Origin of the sequence: Kitasatospora sp. NPDC058406, assembly GCF_042722765.1 — a bacterium.
Taxonomy (GTDB): Bacteria; Actinomycetota; Actinomycetes; order Streptomycetales; family Streptomycetaceae; genus Kitasatospora.
Genome location: NZ_JBHXKE010000200.1, coordinates 1 through 18,863, shown reverse-complemented (window position 1 = coordinate 18,863; position 18,863 = coordinate 1). Strand labels below are relative to the sequence as shown.

At 72.8% G+C, this 18,863-nt stretch carries 16 protein-coding genes and 1 tRNA gene; 3 read left to right on the top strand and 14 right to left on the bottom strand.

Going from position 1 to position 18,863, the window contains the following annotated elements; translation table 11 throughout:
* Positions 1-155: 155 nt before the first annotated feature.
* From hpnH to ACFWOG_RS30540, 13 genes are all read right to left on the bottom strand, one after another.
* Complete coding sequence (gene hpnH, locus ACFWOG_RS30600; protein WP_355400907.1) at positions 156-1,181, bottom strand: adenosyl-hopene transferase HpnH; 1,026 nt, start codon at positions 1,179-1,181, stop codon at positions 156-158.
* Positions 1,182-1,183: 2 nt separating this feature from the next.
* Positions 1,184-1,876 carry a 1-hydroxy-2-methyl-2-butenyl 4-diphosphate reductase gene (locus ACFWOG_RS30595; protein ID WP_380362186.1) on the bottom strand — a complete coding sequence of 231 codons (693 nt, stop codon included), beginning with the start codon at positions 1,874-1,876 and terminating at the stop codon, positions 1,184-1,186.
* Positions 1,873-3,966 carry a squalene--hopene cyclase gene (gene shc, locus ACFWOG_RS30590; protein WP_329948823.1) on the bottom strand — a complete coding sequence of 698 codons (2,094 nt, stop codon included), beginning with the start codon at positions 3,964-3,966 and terminating at the stop codon, positions 1,873-1,875. Before shc ends, ACFWOG_RS30595 begins: the two co-directional genes overlap by 4 nt.
* A 7-nt stretch (positions 3,967-3,973) precedes the next feature.
* A complete protein-coding gene (locus ACFWOG_RS30585; protein ID WP_380362183.1) occupies positions 3,974-5,062 on the bottom strand; it encodes a polyprenyl synthetase family protein in 1,089 nt (362 codons plus the stop codon).
* 155 nt (positions 5,063-5,217) lie between these two features.
* Positions 5,218-6,654 (bottom strand): hydroxysqualene dehydroxylase HpnE, encoded by a 1,437-nt coding sequence (gene hpnE / locus ACFWOG_RS30580; protein ID WP_380362181.1) that lies wholly within the window; start codon positions 6,652-6,654, stop codon positions 5,218-5,220.
* Between the two features lie 145 nt (positions 6,655-6,799).
* Positions 6,800-7,657 (bottom strand): presqualene diphosphate synthase HpnD, encoded by an 858-nt coding sequence (hpnD, locus tag ACFWOG_RS30575; protein ID WP_329948909.1) that lies wholly within the window; start codon positions 7,655-7,657, stop codon positions 6,800-6,802.
* A 41-nt stretch (positions 7,658-7,698) separates the two neighbouring features.
* Positions 7,699-8,628: a squalene synthase HpnC gene (gene hpnC, locus ACFWOG_RS30570; protein WP_329880323.1), complete on the bottom strand. Its 930-nt coding sequence runs from the start codon at positions 8,626-8,628 to the stop codon at positions 7,699-7,701.
* A gap of 343 nt (positions 8,629-8,971) precedes the next feature.
* Positions 8,972-9,748, bottom strand: coding sequence for an ABC transporter ATP-binding protein (locus ACFWOG_RS30565; protein ID WP_329880642.1), 777 nt, complete (start codon positions 9,746-9,748; stop codon positions 8,972-8,974).
* Between the two features lie 70 nt (positions 9,749-9,818).
* The gene (locus ACFWOG_RS30560; RefSeq protein WP_380362178.1) at positions 9,819-10,745 is read right to left on the bottom strand and encodes an ABC transporter permease; all 927 of its coding nucleotides are present in this window, start codon (positions 10,743-10,745) and stop codon (positions 9,819-9,821) included.
* Between the two features lie 196 nt (positions 10,746-10,941).
* Positions 10,942-11,787, bottom strand: a complete 846-nt coding sequence (locus tag ACFWOG_RS30555; RefSeq protein WP_329880644.1) for a glycosyltransferase — start codon at positions 11,785-11,787, stop codon at positions 10,942-10,944.
* Positions 11,788-11,900: 113 nt separating this feature from the next.
* Entirely contained in the window at positions 11,901-12,638 is a 738-nt protein-coding gene (locus tag ACFWOG_RS30550; RefSeq protein WP_329880646.1) for a CDP-alcohol phosphatidyltransferase family protein, read from the bottom strand.
* Positions 12,639-12,729: 91 nt separating this feature from the next.
* Positions 12,730-13,791 carry an iron-containing alcohol dehydrogenase family protein gene (locus ACFWOG_RS30545; protein ID WP_329948825.1) on the bottom strand — a complete coding sequence of 354 codons (1,062 nt, stop codon included), beginning with the start codon at positions 13,789-13,791 and terminating at the stop codon, positions 12,730-12,732.
* Positions 13,779-14,534 (bottom strand): phosphocholine cytidylyltransferase family protein, encoded by a 756-nt coding sequence (locus tag ACFWOG_RS30540; RefSeq protein WP_329880328.1) that lies wholly within the window; start codon positions 14,532-14,534, stop codon positions 13,779-13,781. Before ACFWOG_RS30540 ends, ACFWOG_RS30545 begins: the two co-directional genes overlap by 13 nt.
* Before the next feature lie 458 nt (positions 14,535-14,992).
* Between ACFWOG_RS30540 and idi the strand changes: the two genes are divergently transcribed.
* Complete coding sequence (gene idi, locus ACFWOG_RS30535; RefSeq protein ID WP_329880329.1) at positions 14,993-15,670, top strand: isopentenyl-diphosphate Delta-isomerase; 678 nt, start codon at positions 14,993-14,995, stop codon at positions 15,668-15,670.
* A 19-nt stretch (positions 15,671-15,689) separates the two neighbouring features.
* On the opposite strand, the gene ACFWOG_RS30530 is transcribed toward idi, so the two are convergent.
* Positions 15,690-16,169, bottom strand: coding sequence for an ATP-binding protein (locus ACFWOG_RS30530; RefSeq protein ID WP_329880648.1), 480 nt, complete (start codon positions 16,167-16,169; stop codon positions 15,690-15,692).
* A gap of 513 nt (positions 16,170-16,682) precedes the next feature.
* On the opposite strand from ACFWOG_RS30530, the gene ACFWOG_RS30525 reads away from it, so the two are divergent.
* Both ACFWOG_RS30525 and ACFWOG_RS30520 read left to right on the top strand, forming a co-directional pair.
* Positions 16,683-16,767: transfer RNA gene (locus ACFWOG_RS30525), tRNA-Leu, on the top strand.
* A 299-nt stretch (positions 16,768-17,066) separates the two neighbouring features.
* On the top strand, positions 17,067-18,761 hold the full coding sequence (locus ACFWOG_RS30520) for an APC family permease (RefSeq protein ID WP_380362174.1): 1,695 nt from the start codon (positions 17,067-17,069) through the stop codon (positions 18,759-18,761).
* The last annotated feature ends 102 nt before the right edge of the window (positions 18,762-18,863 follow it).

Genomic DNA, 18,863 nt, shown 5'->3' with positions numbered 1-18,863 from the left:
ACACCCCCCCACCCCGCCAACCCCGATGAGCAACCGTCGCGGGGGCTGGTTTTTGTTTATACCACCCCGCCCGGGGGGGGGGCCCCGGCCCGGGGGCGGCGCCCCGGGCCGGGCGGGGCGGTACGGCGGTCGCGCCGCCCGCCGACGGTGTGCGCTCAGCGGCTCCGGCCGGAGCCGACGGTCTCGGTCATCGCCCGCAGCGACTCCTTGAGCGAGCCCATGGTGGCGAGGACGGCGGTCGGCTCGTAGCCGCAGTGCGCCATGCAGTTGGCGCAGCGGGCGTCCTTGCCGCGGCCGTACTTGTCCCAGTCGGTCTTCTCGATCAGTTCGCGGTAGGTCGGCACGTACCCGTCGGCCATCAGGTAGCAGGGCCGTTGCCAGCCGAACAGCGAGTAGTTCGGAATGCCCCAGGCGGTGCACTCGAAGTCGACCTTGCCCTCCAGGAAGTCCAGGAAGAGCGGGCTGTGGTTGAGGCGCCAGCGCCGCCGGTTCCCACCGGCGAAGGTCTTGCGGAACAGCTCCCGGGTCTGCTCGACGCCGAGGAAGTGCTCCTGGTCGGGCGCCTTCTCGTAGGCGAAGGCCGGGGAGATCATCATCTCGTCGACCTTGAGGTCGTCGTTGAGGTAGTCGAGCACGTCGATGATGGTCTGCGGGGTGTCGGTGTTGAAGAAGGTGCTGTTGGTGGTGACGCGGAAGCCGCGCCGCTTGGCCTCCTTGATCGCCTCCACCGCCTCGTCGAAGGTGCCCTCCTTGGCCACCGAGGCGTCGTGCCGTTCCCGCAGGCCGTCGATGTGCACGGTGAAGGTGAAGTACGGCGAGGGCGTGAACTTGTCGAGCTTCTTGCGCATCAGCAGCGCGTTGGTGCAGAGGAAGACGTACTTCCGGCGTTCGACCAGCTGCCGGACGATCTCGTCGATCTGCGGGTGCATCAGCGGCTCGCCGCCGGCGATCGAGACCATCGGGGCCCCCGACTCCAGCACCGCGCCGACCGCCTGGGCGACCGGCATCCGCTGCTTCAGCACACCTGCCGGATGCTGGATCTTGCCGCACCCCTCGCAGGCCAGGTTGCAGGCGAAGAGCGGTTCCAGTTCGACGATCAGCGGGAATTTGTCGCGCCGCTTGAGCTTCTGTTGCATCAGGTAGGTGCCGACCCGCACGGTCTGGCGCAACGGCATGGCCATGGCTAGCTCGCCTCCTGAGGGAGCGTCGAGGATGTGGGGTGGTTGAGGGTGCCGGGTGACGGTCGGTCCCGGTCCTGCCGGTTCCGGTGGTGCCAGTCGACCAGCGCGGGCACCGTCGCCCGCAGGGTCCGCCAGGCGCGGACGCCGGCCGGCAGGGTGCCCGGGCGCAGCAGCTCGCGCTCGGGGGTGTCGACCACGACCCGCAGCACGGCGGCGGGCAGGGCGGGGCGCAGCTCGCGGAGCGCGGCCAGTACCGCGGCCGCCTCCATGTCGACGGCGAGTGCTCCCTGAAGGTGCAGGGCGCGCCGTTCGAGCCCGCGCACCACGTGGTCGGCGGTGTGGTGCACGCCGGTGTGGGCGGTCAGGCCCCGCTCCCTGAGGGCGCGGGTCAGTGTCGGGCCGGAGTCGACGGCGAAGTGGTTCCCCTCGGCGTCGCGCACCCCGTCCGCGACGATCACGTCCCCGGGCGTGACCCCGGGTGCGACGGCCGCTCCGAAGCCGGCCACCACGACGGCGCCGTAGCCGCCGGGCGCCGCGGTGAGCAGTCGCCGGACCGTGAGCGAGGCCCGGCGCCGGCCGACACCGGTGCGGACCAGGACCGGCGGGCCGCCGGCCGAGCCTCGCCAGTCCCCTCCGCGCAGGGCCCACACCTCGGGGCCGAGCGCGCAGAGGACCAGCAGCGGGGCGGGCCTCACCGGGACGCCCCGATCGTCGGGGCACCGGGGGCGAACCGGCCGGTGGCGGGGCTGCCGTGCAGGTAGCGGCCCAGCGCGGTGACCGGGAAGACCAGCCGGTACAGGTGGTAGTTGATGGAGAAGTCCCACGGGAAGCCGGTGCCGGTGAACTGCGGTTCGTCCCAGGTCCCCTCGGGCAACTGGGTGCGGACCAGCCAGTCGACCCCGCGTTCGACGGCCGGGTTGGCGTGGCCGTCCGGTCCCTCGCCGGCCGCGAGCAGCGCCATCAGCGCCCAGGCGGTCTGCGAGGCGGTGGAGTCGCCGCGCCCGGCCCAGCGCGCCGGGTCCTCGTAGGAGCGCATGTCCTCGCCCCAGCCGCCGTCGGTGTTCTGCCGGTCCTCCAGCCAGCGGACGGCCCGGCGGATCGCCGGGTGCTCGGCGGGCACACCGGCGGCGACCAGCGCGGGCAGCACCGAGCCGGTCCCGTAGATGTAGTTGGTGCCCCAGCGGCCGAACCAGGAGCCGTCGGCCTCCTGGTTGCGCAGCAGCCACTCGACGCCGCGCCGGGTGCGCGGGTCCCGGGCCTTGCCGACCTCGGCGAGCATCTCCACCACGTGTGCGGTGACGTCCGCGGACGGCGGGTCGACCACCTCGCCGAAGTCGCAGAACGGCAGCTTGTTCGGCAGGGTGCTGGTGTTGTCGACGTCGAACGCGCCCCAGGCGCCGTTCTTGGACTGCATGCCGAGGTTCCACCGGACGCCCCGGTCGATCGAGCCGCCGACCTTGGCCGGGTCGGGGTGGGCGACCCGGCAGAGCGCGAGCACCACCTCCGCGGTGTCGTCGATGTCCGGGTAGGTGTCGTTCTCGAACTCGAAGGCCCAGCCGCCGGGGGCCAGCGAGGGCCGCTGGACCGACCAGTCGCCGCGCCTGGTGATCTCCTCGCCGATCATCCAGTCGACGGCGGAGACCAGCGCGGGGTGGTCGGGCGGCAGACCCGCGTCGGCCAGCGCGACGGTCGCCAGGCAGGTGTCCCAGACCGGTGACTGGCAGGCCTCCAGCCAGCGCCGGCCGTCCTCGGTGTGGACGGTGAACCGGTCGAAGGAGGAGAGGCCGGCCCGCATCACCGGGTGGTCCAGTTCGTAGCCCTCCAGGTGCAGGGCGATCAGCGAGTAGACGGCCGGCGGCTGGATGCCGCCCCAGCAGCCGTCGGCCTCCTGGCGCTCGACGATCCAGCGGCAGGCCTGGGCGACGGCGAGCTTGCGCAGCGGGCGCAGGGCCCGGCGGTGGTAGGCGTGCAGCACCTTGTCCAGGCGTTCGAAGACGCCGTCCCAGGTGGTGGCCCGGGCGAGCGGCCTGACCGGGTACGGGTCGTCCGGGTCGGTGTGCAGCTCGGTGAGCGGGAAGGGGGCCGGCCGCACCGGCCGGTGCGCGGAGACCACGGTCAGCGGGACGATGGTCTGCCGTGCCCAGCACCCGAAGGCGTAGATGTTCAGCGGGAGCCACTTCGGCAGGAAGATGATCTCCGGCGGCATCTCGGGCAGCCGCTCCCACGGCCACCAGCCGAAGAGCGCCAGCCAGATCCGGGTGAAGACCCGGGCCCCGGCGATGCCTCCGGCGGAGCGGATCCAGCGGGCGGCGGCCAGCATGTGCGGTGCGTTGGGGTCGTCGCCGGCCAGTTTGAGGGCGACGTAGGCCTCGACGGTGGTGGAGATCTCGGCGGGCCCGCCGTGGAAGGTGGACCAGGTGCCGTCCTCCCGTTGCTGGGAGCGGATCCACTCGGCGGTGGCCTTGGTCTGCTCCTCCGTCCGGATGCCGAGGAACTGCCGGAGCAGTAAGTCCTCCGCGTCCATGGTGACGTTGGTCTCCAGGTCGCCTTTCCACCACCCCTCGGAGCTCTGTAGGGAGAGCAGGTGAGTGGTGGCGCGGGCCAGGGCCTCCTCGGCGGAGGCGGGCTGTTCCTGTTGTTGTTCGGTCCGGCCGGCCTGGCGGGCCGGCGCGGACCCCTCGGGCTGCCGCCGCCCGGCGCTCAGCAGCGCCGGGGGGAGGCCCCCCACCGCGACCGGCTCGGAATCGTACTCAGGGTCGAGCCGGCCGTCCGCGGTTGCTGTCAACGTAACGTCACCTCTCTCGTACCACCACGAATTCGGCGAGTGCGACGAAGTGCTCGCGCACCCCGTCGGGCATGGGCACCTCGTCCAGGGCGGCGAGGGCAGTCGTGTGCTGGCGGCGGGCCTCCTCCCGGGTCCAGTCCCGCCCGCCGGCCTGCTCGATCAGCGCGGCACGGGCGGCCAGCTCGGCCTCGCTCTCCTCGCCGCGCCCCTTGGGGTCGGCGAGCTGCTCGGCCAGTTCGCGCGAGGCGGCGCCGCCCTCGGCGAGCGCGGCGGCGACCGGAAGGGACTTCTTGCGCTGGCGCAGGTCGCCCCAGTGCGGCTTGCCGGTCACCTCGGTGGCGCCCCAGATGCCGAGCACGTCGTCCACCGCCTGGAAGGCCAGGCCCAGGTGGTGGCCGTACCGCTGGAGGGCGTCCGAGACCCGGTCGTCGGCGCCGGCCAGGACGGCGCCGATCGCCGAGGCGGCGGCGAGCAGGGCGGCGGTCTTGCCGCCCTCCATCTCCAGGCACTCGGCGACGGTGACGCTGTCCCGCTGCTCGAAGGCGACGTCCATCGCCTGCCCGTCGATGAGCCGACGGGTCGCGGTGGTGAGCAGCCGGACGGCGCGCGCGGCATCGACGGGGCTCGCGCCGCCCGCGGTCGCGGCGTCGAGCAGCACCTCCGTACCGAGCGTGGCCAGAGCGTCACCGACCAGGATCGCCTGGGCCGGACCGAAGACCGTCCAGGCGGTGGCCCGGTGGCGTCTGGTCTCGTCACCGTCCATCAGATCATCATGGAGCAGGGAGAAGTTGTGCACCAGTTCAACAGCGACACCGCCCGGCACACCGGTCTCCGCCGGAGCCCCCGTGGCCCGGGCGGAGAGCAGTGCCAGGGCGGGGCGGACGGCCTTGCCGCCGTCCCCCGCGGCCGGCGTGCCGTCCCGGTCGATCCAGCCGAAGTGGTACGCCGCGACGGTGTCCATCGGCGCCGCCAGACGGGCGACGGCGGCCCGCAGCGGCGGGGTACAGAGCGTGCGGCTGCGGGCGAGCAGCTCCGGCACCGAGACCGGTTCGGCGTGCGCCGTGCCTCCGACGGCAGTGCCGGTGCGTGACTCCACGTGCGTTCCCTCTCCCTGGTGGTGCCGGGCCGCGTGGGACGGCCGGGCGCTGGCGATGTCGATGCGGCCGGTCGGACCGGTGGGGCCGCCGGAACCTGGGGCGTGACCGCCGGGTCTGGCGGGGTCGCCGGGGTCGCCGCCGAGCGGGCCCCGGGTCACCTGGGCCACCTCCCGTCGCCGCGGTCCGCCGGAAGGCGGTGGCCGTCGGCGGCGAGCACGGCGTCGGCGGCGGCATGGCCGCTGCGCACGGCGCCCTCCATGGTCGCGGGCCAGCCGGTGGCCGTCCACGCGCCGGCCAGCAGCAGGCCGGGGACCCCGGTGCGCGGACCGGGGCGCAGCGCCGCGGTCCCGGGAGCCGGGTCGAAGGTGGCGGTGCGCTCCCGGGTGACGAAGAAGTCCAGCACCTCGGCCCCGCCCGCGGCGGGGAGCAGCCGGGCCAGCTCGGGGAGGTACCGGTCGCGCAGCTCCGCGACCGGCAGGTCGATCTCGTCCTGCACGGCGGACTGCGAGAGCGCCAGGTACTGGGCGCCGGGGTGGGCCCGGCCGAGTTCGGTGCCGGCCAGACCGGAGTGCGCGGTGCGGTCGAAGACCCACTGGACCGGCGAGCCGAGTGCGGCGAAGAACGGCTTGCGCAGCACCTTGCGGTCGTAGACCACGTGCACGTTGAGGATCGGCGCGGTGCCGAACTCCGCCAGCCGGGCCTGTCCGGGGATCGCGTCGGGCGGCAGCAGGGCGGCGGCCGTGTCCTGGGCGCCGGCCAGCACCACGGTGTCGGCGGCGAGCGGCTCGCCGTCGCCCTCCAGCCGGACTGCGTGCTGCGGCGCGGCCGGCTTGAGCTCCGCCACGCGGGCGCGCAGCAGGACCTTCACCCCGGCCCGCTCCAGTTCGGCGAGCGCCCGGTCGTGGTGGATCGTGCCGAGCGGGACGGTGGCCGTGCCGATGTCGGAGGCGCCCGGGTCGGACAGCAGCCCGGTCTTGAACACCATCGCGGCCAGGGCCAGCGACACCTGGTCGGCCCGCGCGTTCAGGGTGGCGACGCCGACCAGGTCCCAGAGGGCGGCCAGGGTCCGCTCGTTCTGCCCCTGGCCGCGCAGCCAGTCACCGAAGGAGACGGCGTCGAGCGCCGGGTCGGCGAGGTCCAGCCGCTGGAGCGCGAGCGCGCCGCGGACCACCCGGGCCCGGTCGAGCGGGCCCAGGTGCGGGTACCGGGCCAGGCTGCCGGCCAGGTGCAAGGGGACGGGCAGGGCGGCGCGGCCGAGCCGGCCGAGCGTGCGGACCGGGGCGTCGGCGGGCCCGGAGACGCCCAGCACGGGGACGTCGAGCCGGTCCTGGAGGTGGACCAGCCGGCCGGCGCCGAGCCGGTCCAGCAGGCCCCGGTAGGCGGTGCAGCAGCGCAGGTAGACGTGCTGGCCGTTGTCGACGGTCAGCTCGCCGCGCTGGAAGGAGAAGGCCAGGCCGCCGAGCCGGGGGCGGCCCTCGGCCAGGGTCACCCGGTGGCCGGCCTCGGCCAGCCGCAGCGCCGCGGTGATGCCGGCCAGACCGCCGCCGACCACCACGGCGGCCGGGCGCGCGGCATCGGCTCGCCCGGTCATCGGCCCTCCCCCTCGTGTCCGACGCGCGGCCCGTTCGTGGCCGGTGCGCCCGTGATCAGTACGGTCGTGCCCAACACAGCGGTCAACACGGCTCTACCCATAAGTGATTCCCCGCTGACACAGCGTGACAGAACTGTGGCAAGAATCAAGAACGCCCCCCGGCGAGCCCGGAAAGCGCGACGTACGCCTTCTCCCAGCCCGGCAGCGAGACCCGGCCGCGCAGGACGGACTCCGGGTCCGCCGCGATCCGGCCGAGCAGCCGGTGGTAGATGCCCGCCATCGCGGCCGTGCACGCCCGGCTGCGGCGGTCGAGCATCGGCAGCAGTCGCAGGCCCTCCTCGAAGGCGGCCTGGGCCCGGGCGGCCTCGAACGCGATCAGGCCGGTGAAGTCGGCACCGACCGGCGGCCTGGACAGGGCGAAGCCCTCCTGGCAGCCGAACCGGACCAGGTCCTCGGCGGGCAGGTAGGTCCGGCCGTTCATGGCGTCCTCGCGCAGGTCGCGGAGGATGTTGGTGAGCTGGAGCGCCAGGCCGAGGGTGTCCGCGTAGCGGGCCCCGCGCTCGGGGTCGTCGCAGCCGTAGACGCCGAGCGAGAGCCGGCCGATCGCCCCGGCCACGCACCGGCAGTAGACCTTGAGCTCCTCGTACGTCTGGTACTCGGCGCCCTTGAGGTCCATCTCGACCCCGTCGATCAGCTCGTCGAAGCCGCCGAGCGGGATCGGGAAGCGCCGCGCGGTGTCCGCCAGGGCCACCTTGATCGGGTCGGTGTCGTCCTCCGCCACCGAGCCGGCCCGGACCTCGTCCAGCAGCTCGCGGGTGCGCAGCAGGGCCTCGGCCTTGCGGTCGGCCGGGAGGTCGCCGTCGCCGATGTCGTCCACCCGGCGCGCCAGCGCGTAGAGGGCCGACATGGCCAGCCGTTTCGGCTCCGGCAGGAGCCGGATCCCGTAGCTGAAGTTGCGGGCCTGCAGCCCGGTCACTGCCTCGCAGTACCGGTACGCCGCCATGACCGGCGCCGACGCCAGTGGTGATGCCGCCACGCGGGCGTTCACCTTCCCTTCGCGAAGATGGCCGCCGCCTTCACTGCGAGGCGGCGCTTGTCAGGCTTCGCCTGCTGGGCGAGTACGTCGTACCCGGCGGCCTCGACGGCCGCCAGGGCCGCGTAGCCGCCGGCGGTGAATCCCGCCAGGAGCAGTCGAAGCCTCCCCCGAACCGTACCCACCAGGGGCGCGCCCCGGTCGAGCAGGGTCCGGGCCCGCTCCGCCTCGAAGGCGATCAGCTCGCGGACCGGGCCGCCGGCGGTCGGCGCGGCGAGGTCGGCCTCGGTCACGCCGAACCGGGCGAGGTCCTCGGCCGGCAGGTAGATCCGCCCGCGGGCGAGGTCCTCGGCGACGTCCTGGATGTGCTCGACGATCTGGAGGCCGCTGCAGACGGCGTCGGAGAGCGCGATCCGTTCGGGGGTGGCGACGTCGGCGAGGGCGAGCACCATGCGGCCCACCGGGTCGGCGGAGAGCGTGCAGTACTCGATCAGGTCCTCGTAGCGGGCGTACCGGGCGGTGGTCTGGTCGACCCGGTTGGCCTCGATCAGCCGGCGGAACGGCTCCGGGGTCAGCCCGTGCCGGTCCAGCAGCGGGACGAGGGAGCGCATCAGGGGGTGCCGCGGGGCCTCGGCGGTCCGGGGGTGCAGGGCGCTCTCGAACGCCCGGTCGAGGTCGTGTTCCAGCCCGTCCAGGAGGGCCAGCCGGAACGCGGTCTCGGCCGGACCGGGCTGCGCCGAACGGGTCACGGCGGCGGGCGGTCCGGCCACCCCGAGCAGTGCGGCGGTGCCGGCCGGGTCGGCGAGGTCGCCGTCGCCGGCGTCGTCCACCAGCCGGGCGAATCCGTAGACGGCCATCAGGTCGTCGCGCCACGCGGCGGGCAGGAAGAACGGGGCGACCGGGAAGTTCTCCGCGCCCGCCTTGTCCAGGGTCGCCCCCACGGGGCTCTCCGCCGGGGCGCCACCGGGGCGGGACTCACTACTGGGCTGGGCCGAAGCCGACACTGCTGTCACTCCCCCGTTCTACACCGCTCCGCTGATCGGCCCGAGTCGGACACGCGTCCGACCACGGGAGTCACGTCCGGCACACCACCCCCGCGCCTACAGCCTGACACCGTCGGCCGCGCCGGAGAAGAGCGCCTCGCCCGGCGCACGGGGCGCTCACCCGGGCGGCGGCGGGCCACCCGGGGCACGACGGGCGGATCCGGGGCGCACGAACGGCAGGAGGGCCGGCCCCCGGATCACCTCCGGCGGCCGGCCCTCCCTCACGGTCGGGTGTGCGGTGCTACGGGCGCTCGCCGCGCTCGTAGCAGCCGACGACCAGCTCGGTCGGCCCGTCCATGACCAGCTCGCCGTGCTCGATCCAGATGGTCCGCTCGCAGGTCTCGCGGATCGAGGCGTTGTCGTGGCTGACCAGGAAGACCGTGCCCGCGGCGTCGCGCAGCTCCTTGATCCGCTTCTTGCTGCGCGCCTGGAAGGCCTGGTCACCGGTGGCCAGCGCCTCGTCGATCAGCAGCACGTCGTGGGTCTTGGCCGCGGCGATCGCGAACCGGAGCCGGGCGCCCATGCCGGAGGAGTAGGTGCGCATCGGCAGCGAGATGAAGTCGCCCTTCTCGTTGATGCCCGAGAAGTCGACGATCTCCTGGTAGCGGCTCTTCACGTCGGCCGGCGACATGCCCATCGCCAGGCAGCCGAGGACGACGTTGCGCTCACCGGTGAGCTCGTTCATCAGGGCCGCGTTCACGCCGAGCAGCGAGGGCTGGCCGTTGGTGTAGATGCCGCCGTGCTCGGTCGGCAGCAGGCCCGCGATGGCCGCCAGCATGGTGGACTTGCCGGAGCCGTTGGAGCCGATCAGGCCGATCGCCTCGCCCTTGTACGCGGTGAAGCTGATGCCGCGCACGGCGTGCACCTCGCGCACGCCGGCGGAGCGCTTGCGGCTGATGATCCGGCTCAGCGCGGACGTCGCGCTGCCCTTGCCGGAACCGGCGCCGTGCACCCGGTAGACGATGTGGACGTCGTCGACGACGACGGTGGGCTCGCGGGCCACGTCGGCGTCGAAGATCGGACGGGTCTTGGGCAGGTCGTTCTTGCCCAGTGCGCCCTTGCCCGGCGCGCTCTTGCGCAGGTCGGTGTCAGCCACGGCCGTACTCCTCCTCGGCCTTCCAGAAGAAGACGTATCCGATGACCAGCATGCCGACACCCCAGGCGATGCCGTACTTCCACTGGTGCGGCGGGAACTCCAGGAACACCGCTTCGTGCTTGTTGTAGATGACCGGCGCCAGCGCGTGGCGGACCAGGTCGATGTAGACGGAGGCGGGGTTGATCTCCATCACCGTCTGCCAGAACGGCGGCCATTCCTTGATCTTGTCCTGGATGCTGTACATGACGCCGGACAGGAACAGCCAGGCGCGCATCGCGAACGGGATCAGCTGGGAGATGTCGCTGGTCCTGGCGCCGATCCGGGCGAAGATCAGGGCGACACCGGTGTTGAACATCGACTGCAGCAGCAGGGCGGGGATCACCAGCACCCAGGTGCGGCCGGGCGAGACGCCGCTCGCCAGCACCACGACGAACAGCACGACCATCGAGATCATCAGCTGCTGGAGCTGGATCAGGGTGAACGAGATGGGCATCGAGGCGCGCGGGAAGTGCAGCGCCCGGATCAGCCCGAGGTTGTCCGCGATCGCCCGGGTGCCGGACTGCACCGCGTTCTGCGTGAACTGGAAGATGAACACGCCGATGCAGAGCCACGGCACGTAGTACGGGTTGTCGTCCTTGTTGGCCAGGATCTCGCCGAACACCAGGTAGAACACCGCGCAGTTGAGCAGCGGCGTCACGACCTGCCAGACCTGCCCGAGCTTGGCGTCGGTGTACTGGGCCACCAGACGCGCGGTGGCGAAGGCCCAGATGAAGTGGCGCCGGGCCCAGAGCTGCTTGGAGTACGCGAACAGGCCGGGCCGTCTGCCGCTGACCGTCAGGCCGTACTTGTCCGCCAGCTGCTTGGGGGTCAGGCCCGTGTCCGCCCCCCTAGGGGCTGAGAGGCTGACGGGTTCACTCACTGTCGACACATTCGTCCTTCGCGCGGGATCGGGTCGGGGCGAGCCGGTCGGCGGGGGGTCCGCCGGCCTTCCGCCGAGGGGGATCCACTCGGATCTCGGGGGGAGTCCGGCCGGTGCGTGACACCGGCCGCGGCGATCGGCCTGCCGTACGGCTGTACGACCGTCCGATCCGTCTACCGTACGGTCATCGGACAGATCAGATGACCGGGGGTCGGCCCAGCCTGGTCAGTCGCCAAACGGTACGCCATCGCATGGGCCGCCGCGTACCGCAGGGTTCGCGCCAGCCCGCCCGGAACCCGCCGAGCCAGGCCTTCAGCGCCTCGGGGGAGGGGCGGCGGGCCACGGTCAGCAGGAACCAGGTTCCCAGATAGAGAGGCACCAACAGGCCCGGAAGGTTCCGTCTCGCGAGCCAAACCCTGTTCCGGGCCACGTTGTGGAAGTAGGAGGCGTGCCGCGCGGGCGAGGTGGTGGGGTGGTGCAGCACCACGTCGGCCCGGTAGTCGATGGCCCAGCCGGCGTCCACCGCACGCCAGGCGAGGTCGGTCTCCTCGTGGGCGTAGAAGAACTCGGCGGGCAGCTGGCCCGCCTTGTCGAAGACCGCGCAGCGCACCGCGCTGGCACCGCCCAGGAAGGTGGTCACCCGGGACGAGCGCAGCGGGTCGCTGGCGCGCAGCCGGGGCACGTGCCGGCGCTGGGTGACGCCGGTGTCCGGGTCGGCGATCCGGAAGCTCACGATGCCGAGCTCCGGGTCACCGGTGAAGGCCTCGCGCAGCAGGCGGGCCGAGTCGGTGCCGGGCAGCCGGCCGTCGTCGTCCAGGAACAGCACCGCGTCGACGTCCCGGCCGTTGCGGCCGAAGAGCTCGATGCCGACGTTGCGGCCGCCCGGGATGCCGAGGTTCTCCGGCAGCTCGACGGAGCGCACGCCCGCGGGGAGCGGGGGCAGCGGGGCGCCGTTGGCGACCACGGCCAGCTCGACGGCCGGGCCCTGCTGGGCGCGGACCGACTCGATCAGGGCGTTCAGTTCGGCCGGGCGGTTGCCCATGGTGATGATGACCGCACCGAGCCTGAAGGCGTCCGCGGCGCTCGCGCCGGGGCCCTCCGGGGCGCCCTGGACGTCGCGGGTGTTCGGGGTGTCCCGGTCCACGTTCACGGCGCTCACCGGAGCCTGTTCGACAGGACGATGCTGAGCAGGTGCAGCACGGTCTGCAGCATGGCGATCGAGGCCAGCACGACGACCGCGAGCCGGGTGAAGAAGAGCCCGCCGTGGACGGCGTCCGCGACACCCGCGGCGAGGATGAACAGCGAGGCCTCGACCGCGCCCACCAGCCGGTGGAACTTCAGGAGGGAGGCGGCCCGGCGGGCCTTGGCGACACCGGACGAGCGCGGCACCGCGGCGCTGTCCTCGACCGCCGTCAGGCCGCTGCGGGCCCGGGCCACGTCGACCAGGTCGGTCTCCGACTTGATCAGGATCGCGCCGAGCGCCGCCAGCGTGCCGAGGAACGCCCACTCCCAGTGCGAGGCCGGGCCCTCCCGGTGCAGCAGGTCGGTGCCGCGCAGGCCGAGGCCCGTCAGCAGGGCGGCCTCGGACATGTAGTGGCCGACCCGGTCCAGGTAGACGCCGGTGAGCGAGGTCTGCCGGCGCCAGCGGGCCACCTCGCCGTCCACGCAGTCCAGCAGCAGGTAGACCTGGATGAGCACGGCCGCCAGCACCGCGCCGGCGAGGCCCGGGAGGACCAGCGCGGCACCGGCGAGGACGCCCGTGAGCATCATCAGGTAGGTCAGCCCGTTGGGCGTGATCGCCGTCACGGTGGAGAGCACGCGGGTGATCCGCAGCGAGATGCTCCGCATGTAGAGCCGGCCGGCCCAGTGCTCCGCGCTGCGGCGCTGGAGCATGCCCTCCGGGTGGATCACCGCGCGCAGCTCCTCGATCGAGGGGCGGCGGGTCAGGTCCACCGGCGGCGGCGTGGACCCGGCGGCGGAGCGGTCAGCTGTTGACGGCTTGGACATAGTCGGCGTACGCGTCCCTGATTGCGGAAGGGGAGAGGTCGAGGTGCTCAAGGATGGTGAAGCGGCCCGGGCGGGTGTTCGGAGCGTAGTGCACCGCTTCGGTGAACTCCGCCTCGGTGAAGCCGATCTGAGCGGCGGTCACCGGCAGTCCGTGGTGCGCCAGGCGCTCCACGATCAGACCGGTCAGCTCGCGCTCGCCCCGCAGGAAGCTGGCGAAGGCGGCGCCGAGGCCGACCTGCTCGCCGTGCTGGGCGGACCGCTTGGGATACAGCACGTCCAGGGCATGCGAGATCTCGTGGCAGGCGCCCGACGAGGGCCGGGTACTGCCGGCGATGTTCATCGCGATGCCGGACAGTACCAGTGCCTCGGCCAGCGCGGTGAGGAGGTCCTGATCCTGGAGGTTTCCTGGGTGCCGCAGCAGGTTCTCACCGGCCGAGCGGGCCATCGCGACGGCCAGTCCGTCGACCGGCTCACCGGTCTCGACGTGCGACAGCTCCCAGTCGGCGCAGGCCGAGATGTTGGAGACGACGTCGCCGATGCCGGCCGCGACGAACCGTGGCGGGGCGTCCCGGATCACGTCCAGGTCGATCACGATGCCGATCGGGCTGGGCACCCCGTAGGAGCCCCGCCCGGCGTCGTTGTCGAGGGTGGAGACGGGCGAGCAGATGCCGTCGTGGGCCAGGTTGGTGGGGACCGAGACCAGCGGCAGGCCGACCCGGGCCGCGGCGTACTTGGCGGCGTCGATGATCTTGCCGCCGCCCAGGGCCACCATGGTGTCGTAGTGACCGCCGCGCATCGCGTCCGCCAGCCGCACCGCACTGTCGATGCTGCCGTCGTCGACGTGGTACCAGTCGGCGCCGGGCAGCGCCGGCTCCAGCCGGGTGCGCAGCACCGTGCCCGAGCCGTTGCTGATCGCCACCGCGATCCGGCCCGAGGCGGAGAGGCGCTGGTCGGCGAGGATGCCGCCGAGCGCGCCGAGCGCGCCCGGGCGGATCTCGACGAAGACCGGCGACGGCACCAGCCGGGTCAGTACTGGCACGCGATCTCCCGCGCCTTGGCCAGGTCGTCGTGGTTGTCGACCTCGACCCAGGACACCTCGCCGATCGGCTGGACGTCGATCCGCAGGCCGCGGTCGACCATCTCCTGGTAGCCGTCCTCGTAGTAGAGCTGCGGGTCGCGCTCGTAGGTGGCGCGCAGCGCGTCGGTGAGGTCGGCGGCGGCGGCCGGGTTGATGACGGTGACGCCGATGTACTCACCGGTGGCCTCGGCCGGGTCCATCAGCTTGGTGATCCGGCGCACGCCGGTGGCCGGGTCGACGACGACCTTCATCTCCTCGTCGGCGAGCTTCTTCACCGTGTCGAGGGCGAGCAGGATGCCCGGGGCGCGGCCCTCGGCGGTCAGCCGCTCGTTGCCCTCCAGCATGGTGCGCTGCACCGAGACCGGGTGGACGGTGTCGCCGTTGGCGAGCAGCAGGCCCTCGGCGAAGAGGTCGCGGGCGCACCAGAGCGAGTAGGCGTTGTTCCACTCCTCGGCCTTGTCGTTCTCGACCAGGGTGAGCCTGACGCCGTACTTCCGCTCCAGGGCCGCCTTGCGGTCGAGGACCGCCTCCTTGCGGTAGCCGACGACGATCGCGGCGTCGCGCAGGCCGATCTCGGCGAAGTTCCCGAGGGTGAGGTCCAGGACGGTCCGCTCCCCGTCGACCGGCACCAGTGCCTTCGGCAGGGTGTCGGTGTACGGGCGCAGCCGGCGGCCGGCGCCGGCTGCCAGAACGAGGCCGATCATGCGGTTCTCCTGATCCGTCGTGCTGTGCGCTACCGCGCCGGTCACCGGTCCGCGGGACGGCGGGGCCGGCCCCTTCGGGTGGCGCGCCCGGGGCCGCCGAGGTGCGGCCGCCGTGTCCTATGTGATGGTAGGCGACCGCGACGACCAGCCCGAACGCGGCCGGGGGGCTGTGCGGCACGGTGCGCGGGTGCCGCGCGGGGCGCGGTGAAGAAGGGGTGACGCCCAGGTGCGCGTTCCCGTACGGCCGGGCCACCTGATCGAACGGGAGTCGAACAGGTTCCGAACGACTCTGCTATTCCCATGCCCTCAGGCGGCCCGGAACGGGTCGGGGGCGGTCCTGATCCGGCCGGTTGTGCGTGGGACCCCCTGGGGAGTGCCACCCGTACGGCAGACTTGACCGCGACGCCACCGGTGCCGTGGTTGCTCCCATTGCTCCCGAAGCTTCCGAAAGAGGCCTCATGCCCCAGAGTCTGCCGACCGATCCGACGCGCTTCGCCTCGGACACCACGGAGATCGGGACCGGTCTCGACACCGGCCTCGACACCGGTCTCGATGTGGAGACCGACGTGGCGACCGGCGCGGAGGCCGTCGGTGCCCCCGCCGAGATCCTGCTGGAGCTGGTCGACGACGAAGGCGTGACCATCGGCACCGCCGAGAAGCTCTGGGCCCACCAGCAGCCGGGACGGCTGCACCGCGCGTTCTCGGTGTTCCTCTTCGACCGCCAGGGCCGGCTGCTGCTCCAGCGCCGGGCCCTCGGCAAGTACCACTCCCCCGGCGTCTGGTCGAACACCTGCTGCGGCCACCCGTACCCCGACGAGCCGCCGTTCGTGGCCGCCGCCCGGCGGACCGCGGAGGAGCTGGGGGTCGCCCCGGCGCTGCTCTGCGAGGCGGGCACGGTCCGCTACGACCTGCCGGACGAGGCGTCCGGGCTGATCGAGCGCGAGTGGAACCACCTGTTCGTCGGCCTGGTCACCGAGCCGGTCCGGCCGAACCCCGACGAGGTGGACGACTACGCCTTCGTCACCGCCGCGGAGCTGCGCGAGCTGGAGGCGGACCGGCCGTTCTCGGTGTGGTTCCGGACCGTCTTCGAGGCCGCGCTGCCGGGGATCCGGGAGATCGCCGGGAACGACTGGTAGGACGGACGCCCGGCCCGCCTCAGCGCTCCGGGTCCCTCCGGGGGAGCGGCAGCGAGGCCCAGATCACCTTGCCGCCCTCCCCCGCCTGCTCGACGTCGCACACCCCGCCGGCCTGCAGCGTGATGCTCTTCACCAGCAGCAGGCCGCGCCCGCCGGTCCGGCCGGTGTCGGTCTCCAGCGCCTTCGGCCGGTACGGGTCGCCGTCCTCGACGGAGACCCGCACCCAGCCGTCCTGGACGGCCAGTTCGGTGGTGACCTCCGGTGACAGTTCCGCGGCGTGCGTCACCGCGTTGCCGACCAGCTCGGAGACGATCAGCAGGACGTCGTCCACCAGCTCCTGGTAGCGGATCTCCGCCATGCCCTGGGCCAGCAGCCGGTCCCGCACCGCGTGCCGGGTCCGCGGCACCGAGGCCTGCTCGGCCGGCACGGTGAACCGCCACACTCCCTCGGCGGGCCCGTCCTGGGCCCGGGCCTTCGCCGCCGCCCCGGCCCGCGCCACCGTGGCCGCTCCCGCCTGCGCCACGGCGGCGAGGACCGCTCCGGCCTCCAGGATCGCGGTGGCGAGCACCGCGCCGGTGTCCCGGACCGCCCCGGCCGCGCCGGCCGGCCCGCTCCCGGCATCGGCCGCCGCGGTCTCCACCTCCGGCCCGGCCCCTGTCTCTTCCTCGCTGGTCTGCTCCACGTCCAGCCGCCCTTCGTCCGCGACCCCGGGAATCAGGCGTTCCGCTCATGGCGCCCTCGATCCACAGAGGCTAGGAGAGCCGCCCCCGGGACCGGGGCACCGTCGACAACTTGCCCGTGTCGGATCGCTCCAGACCGCTTCCGACCGTTCGCCACCCCTGAACCGACCGTTTACCGCCCTCGAACCACCGCTTCGCGCACATCCGCGACCCGTCCCCGTCACCCCGCCCATCCCCACCGGGGAAACGCAGGTGAGAAGCACTCCGGGAGCCTGGTAATGTTCTCTCTGTCGCCGAGGGGGCGCCGAGAAAGTCCCCGAAGCACACACCCTGTCCGGGTGGCGGAATGGCAGACGCGCTAGCTTGAGGTGCTAGTGCCCTTTATCGGGCGTGGGGGTTCAAGTCCCCCCTCGGACACCGTGAATTCCCCCGGGGAACTCGAAAGAGTTCCCCGGGGGAATTTCTTTTTTCCGGGTGCGTTTACGGCCCGGACTTCCGACCCGGACTTCCGGCCCACGTTTCCGGCCCGGATTTCGGGCTGCCCGTCCCGCCGGGACCCCCGCCGGAAGCCCGGTGCGACCCCCGCCGAATGTCCGACGACCGGACACGGGACGGCAACGATCGGACGATTTGCGGTAAATCTGAGGCCGATCTGAGGTTTGGTCCGATTTCGCCCCATAAGCTGCTGTCCGTTTGTGCGTATACCCGATGAGCAGATGAGGCAGAGGACCGATACGTTGAGTGAGCGCGAGTCGACGACGGCATCCCATCAGAACTACCGCCGCTCGCTCGGCACCATCAGCCTCACAGCCGTCGGGCTGGGGTCGATCATCGGCTCGGGCTGGCTGTTCGGCGCCGAACGGGCCGCCCGGCTGGCCGGGCCGGCCTCGATCGTCGCGTGGGTGATCGGAGCCGCCGTCGCGCTGACCATCGCCCTCACCTACAGCGAGCTCGGGTCGATGTTCCCCAAGGCCGGCGGAATGGTGCGGTACGGGCAGTACTCGCACGGCTCGCTGGCCGGCTACCTGGCCGCCTGGGCGAACTGGATCGCCATCGTCTCGGTCATACCCGGCGAGGCGACCGCCTCGGTGCAGTACATGAGCTCCTGGGACTTCGGCTGGGCGAAGGACCTGTACGACGGGAAGGAACTCTCCCTCAGCGGTGTGGCGCTCGCGAGCGTCCTGCTGGTCGGCTACTTCGCCCTGAACTGGTTCGCCATCACGCTGTTCGCCAAGACCAACACGGCGATCACCGTCTTCAAGGTCGTCGTCCCGACACTCACCGCCGGTGCGCTCCTGCTCGCCCACTTCGACACCGCGCACTTCACCGACCACGGCGGCTTCGCGCCGAACGGCTGGAGCGCCGTGTTCACGGCGGTGGCCGTCTCCGGCATCGTCTGGGCGTTCAACGGCTTCCAGTCCCCGCTCAACCTCGCCGGCGAGGCCCGCAACCCCGGCAAGTCGCTGCCCAAGGCCGTGATCGGCTCGATCCTGATCGCCCTGGTCATCTACGTCGCCCTGCAGATCGCCTTCCTCGGCGCCATCCCGTCGGCGGACCTGACGAACGGCTGGAGCAACCTCGGCTACACCTCGCCGCTGGCCGACCTGGCCATCGCCTGGGGCCTCAACTGGCTCGCACTGCTGCTGTACGCGGACGCCTTCGTCTCCCCCAGCGGCACCGGCATGATCTACGCCGCCACCACCTCGCGGATGATCCACGGCGTCCAGGAGAACGGCCACCTGCCGTCCCTGTTCGGGCGGGTGGACCGCAGGACCGGCATCCCCCGCCCGGCGCTGGTGCTCAACCTCGTGGTCGCCTTCGCCTTCCTCGCGGTCTTCCGCGGCTGGGGCTCGCTCGCCGAGATCGTCTCGGTGGCCACCGTGATCTCCTACGTCACCGGCCCGGTCGCGGTGATGGCGCTGCGCCGCCTGGCCCCCGAGCTGCCCCGCCCCGTCCGGCTGCGCGCCATGCCCGTGATCGCCCCGGTCGCCATGGTCTTCGGCTCGCTGGTGCTCTACTGGGCCCGCTGGCCGCTGACCGGCAAGGTCATCCTGCTGATGGCCGCCGGGCTGCCGATCTGGGCCTGGTACGAGCTGCGCAAGCCGTTCTCCGAGCTGAAGCCGCACCTCAAGGCCGGCGCCTGGATGATCGCCTACCTGTTCGTGATGGCCGGCGTCTCGTGGGCCGGCTCCACCGAGTTCGGCGGCGAGGGCTACCTCCCCGGGGGCTGGGACCTCCTGGTCGTCGCCGCGATCGGCCTGACCTTCTACGCCTGGGGCGTCCGCAGCGCCTGGGCCAACCCCTCCCTCGACGCGGTGAAGCGCGAACTCGCCGCCGAGGCGGAGGCCGGCGGGACCGGGGGAACCGAAGCCGAACCGCCGCACCGAACGGCCCAGCCCTCCCGGGTCTGAGGCACCGGGCGCCGCGGGCCCCGTGTGCCGCGCGAAAGCGCCGGCCGGGATTCTTTCCGGCCGGGGCGGTGGCGGGCCGCGGGGGGGGGGGGGGCGGGGTGG

Excerpts from the sequence above, each read along its gene's own strand:
- hpnH (WP_355400907.1), bottom strand. The coding sequence starts at position 1,181 with ATGGCCATGCCGTTGCGCCAGACCGTGCGGGTCGGCACCTACCTGATG.
- hpnE (WP_380362181.1), bottom strand. The coding sequence starts at position 6,654 with ATGACCGGGCGAGCCGATGCCGCGCGCCCGGCCGCCGTGGTGGTCGGC.
- hpnD (WP_329948909.1), bottom strand. The coding sequence starts at position 7,657 with ATGGCGGCGTACCGGTACTGCGAGGCAGTGACCGGGCTGCAGGCCCGC.
- ACFWOG_RS30555 (WP_329880644.1), bottom strand. The coding sequence starts at position 11,787 with ATGGGCAACCGCCCGGCCGAACTGAACGCCCTGATCGAGTCGGTCCGC.
- ACFWOG_RS30550 (WP_329880646.1), bottom strand. The coding sequence starts at position 12,638 with ATGCTCCAGCGCCGCAGCGCGGAGCACTGGGCCGGCCGGCTCTACATG.
- ACFWOG_RS30540 (WP_329880328.1), bottom strand. The coding sequence starts at position 14,534 with ATGATCGGCCTCGTTCTGGCAGCCGGCGCCGGCCGCCGGCTGCGCCCG.
- idi (WP_329880329.1), top strand. The coding sequence starts at position 14,993 with ATGCCCCAGAGTCTGCCGACCGATCCGACGCGCTTCGCCTCGGACACC.
- ACFWOG_RS30520 (WP_380362174.1), top strand. The coding sequence starts at position 17,067 with ATGAGGCAGAGGACCGATACGTTGAGTGAGCGCGAGTCGACGACGGCA.